Source organism: Saccharomonospora iraqiensis subsp. paurometabolica YIM 90007 (genome assembly GCF_000231035.2).
Classification (GTDB): Bacteria; Actinomycetota; Actinomycetes; order Mycobacteriales; family Pseudonocardiaceae; genus Saccharomonospora; species Saccharomonospora paurometabolica.
Map to the genome: position 1 here is coordinate 3,627 of NZ_KI912224.1, position 2,721 is coordinate 6,347.

General features: G+C 71.4%; 4 protein-coding genes and 1 pseudogene. 4 read left to right on the forward strand and 1 reads right to left on the reverse strand.

Annotated elements, in window-relative coordinates:
* Positions 1–190, reverse strand: a pseudogene (locus SACPADRAFT_RS33815) (DUF4439 domain-containing protein); the annotation flags it as partial.
* A gap of 153 nt (positions 191–343) precedes the next feature.
* Here SACPADRAFT_RS33815 and rimP point away from each other — a divergent pair.
* The 4 genes from rimP to SACPADRAFT_RS32505 all read left to right on the forward strand — a co-directional run.
* Positions 344–883 (forward strand): ribosome maturation factor RimP, encoded by a 540-nt coding sequence (rimP, locus tag SACPADRAFT_RS0208595; protein WP_007027187.1) that lies wholly within the window; start codon positions 344–346, stop codon positions 881–883.
* A complete protein-coding gene (gene nusA, locus SACPADRAFT_RS0208600) occupies positions 880–1,923 on the forward strand; it encodes a transcription termination factor NusA (RefSeq protein WP_007027188.1) in 1,044 nt (347 codons plus the stop codon). Before rimP ends, nusA begins: the two co-directional genes overlap by 4 nt.
* A 131-nt stretch (positions 1,924–2,054) precedes the next feature.
* A complete protein-coding gene (locus SACPADRAFT_RS30435; protein WP_233357143.1) occupies positions 2,055–2,327 on the forward strand; it encodes a YlxR family protein in 273 nt (90 codons plus the stop codon).
* An 88-nt stretch (positions 2,328–2,415) separates the two neighbouring features.
* A partial coding sequence (locus tag SACPADRAFT_RS32505) for a translation initiation factor IF-2 N-terminal domain-containing protein (protein WP_028662329.1) occupies positions 2,416–2,721 on the forward strand: 306 nt, incomplete at its 3' end.

Genomic DNA, 2,721 nt, shown 5'->3' on the forward strand with positions numbered 1-2,721 from the left:
TGTTCCGTGCCGCGGCGTCGGCCGCGTCGGCGTCCGCGCGGGCCGACCGCCGGAGTGGACGCAGCGGATCCGGGGTGTCGTCGAAACCTGACGCGCAGCCGGCGAGACCGGCCCCGGCCGGGGCCGCCAGTGCCGTCAGGGCTGCCGTGCGCAGCAGTCTCCGCCGGTTCCACGCATGTCGGGATGTCACGGCCCGCATCCTGCCACCCCGGAACCGGCCGCGGATGATACCGGGTGGGCACGCGCCCGGCGCGGTGCCGGACGGGCGACGCCCGGCGGGACACCGCGGGGGCACGATAAGCTGAACCACCACTTCAGAACAGGAACCACAGGGAGCAGCACGGTGCCCAACGAACTCGCCGGCAGGCTGGAGCCCGTCGTGGCCGAGGCCGTCGCGGCCGCGGGTTTCGATCTCGACGCGCTGGACGTCCAGCAGGCAGGCAGGCGCAAGCTGGTGAAGGTCGTCGTCGACGGCGAGCACGGCGTCGAGCTGGACCGCATCGCCGAGATCAGTAGGACGGTGTCGGCGGCGCTCGACGAGTACGAGCACCTCATCGAGGGCGCCTACACGCTGGAGGTGACCTCGCCGGGGCTGGACCGCCCGTTGACCGCGCCCCGCCACTGGCGGCGGGCCAAGTACCGCCTCGTCCGCGTGACACCCGTCGAGGGGTCGCCCTACGTCGGCCGCGTCGGTGACGCCGGGCCGGAGTCGGTGCGGATACTGGTGGACGGGAACATCCACGACCTGCGGTACGCGGACGTGGACACGGCCGTCGTCGAGGTCGAGTTCAAGCAGCCCCCCGCCGGGGACCTGAAGCTGCTTGAGGCCGACGGGCGCGGCGAGAACGAGGAAAGTGCCGGACCGAAGGAGGAGCCGAGGTGAACGTCGACATCGCGGCGTTGCGCGCGATCGAACGGGACAAGGACATCCCCTTCGAGACGGTGCTGGAGGCGATCGAGAGCGCCCTGCTGACCGCGTACAAGCACACGGAGGGGCACCACCCGCACGCGAAGATCGACATCGATCGCCGCACCGGGTTCGTGCGGGTGCTCGCGCACCGGCTGGACGAGCACGGTGGGGTCGCCGAGGAGTGGGACGACACCCCGGAGGGATTCGGCCGGATCGCCGCGGCGACCGCCCGGCAGGTCATCCTCCAGCGGCTGCGGGACGCCGAGCACGAGAAGACCTACGGCGAGTTCTCCGCCCAGGAGGGCGAGATCGTCGCGGGTGTCGTGCAGCGGGACGCGAAGGCCAACGCCCGCGGGATGGTGGTGCTGCAGATCGGCGACTCCGAGGGGGTGCTCCCCGCCGCCGAGCAGGTGCCCGGCGAGGAGTACGGGCACGGCGAGCGCCTCAAGGCCTACGTCGTCGGAGTGGCGCGCACCGTCCGCGGACCGCAGATCACGCTGTCCCGGACGCACCCCAACCTCGTGCGCAAGCTGTTCGCCCTGGAGGTGCCCGAGATCGCCGACGGCACCGTGGACATCACCGCCGTCGCGCGCGAGGCGGGGCACCGGTCGAAGATCTCCGTCCGGTCCACGGTGCCCGGGGTGAACGCCAAGGGTGCCTGCATCGGGCACGTCGGTGGCCGCGTGCGCAACGTGATGAGCGAACTGGGTGGCGAGAAGATCGACATCATCGACTACTCGGACGACCCGGCCGAGTTCGTCGGGAATGCGCTCTCGCCCGCGAAGGTTGTGTCTGTCGAGGTGGTCGACGAACGGGCCAAGACGGCCCGGGTCGTCGTCCCCGACTTCCAGTTGTCCCTGGCGATCGGCAAGGAGGGGCAGAACGCCCGCCTGGCGGCCCGGCTGACCGGGTGGCGGATCGACATCCGCAGCGACGCGGCCCCGGAGACGGGGCAGCGGCAGGTGGAACCGACCGAGACACCGCACGCAGCGGCCACCGGTTCCGCCGACTGATTGACCAAGGTCTAAACTGGGATGTGGTGCGACACCCACAGCCGAACCAGACCCGACCGCGGCCCGGCGCCACGCCGGTCCGCACGTGCGTCGGATGTCGGCGGCGGGCGTCGGTGCCGGAGTTGATCCGTGTGGTCGCGGCGGACGGGCACGTGGTCGTCGACGAGCGACGACGGCTGCCGGGACGCGGTGCCTGGCTGCATCCCGACCGGGGATGCCTGGGCCGCGCCGAACGGCGGCGGGCGTTCCCCCGGGCCCTCCGGGCTAAGGGGGTGCTCGACGTGGCCGGTCTGCGGCATCATGTGGAGCGGCTCACCCGGAGCGCGGACAGCGCTGGTGGCACTGTGGGTGCGGGAACTCCCCGCATCCAGACCGGAACAAGGAAGCAGGTCGACCCGTCATGAGTCAGCCGTGAAGCTGAAGCCATGAACGCGCGACGATAGAGACGAGGTCTGCGGGTTTCGCCGCCGACCTCATCAGTTGAGGAGAGCAGTGGCAGGCAAAGCCCGCGTACATGAGCTCGCGAAAGAGCTCGGTGTCACGAGCAAGGATGTACTCGCCAAGCTGAAGGAGCAGGGCGAGTTCGTGAAATCCGCGTCGTCGACCGTCGAGGCGCCCGTCGCCCGACGGCTGCGCGACGCCTTCCCGACGAGCAAGGACGGCAAGTCCGACAAGAAGGGCGCCGGCCGGGGCCCGAAGCCCGCGGGCGGGGACGGCAACGGCGCGAAGCCGGGGCCGTCGAAGCCCTCGGCACCGGCACAGCAGGGGCCGGCACAGCAGGCTCCGCAGGCCGAGCAG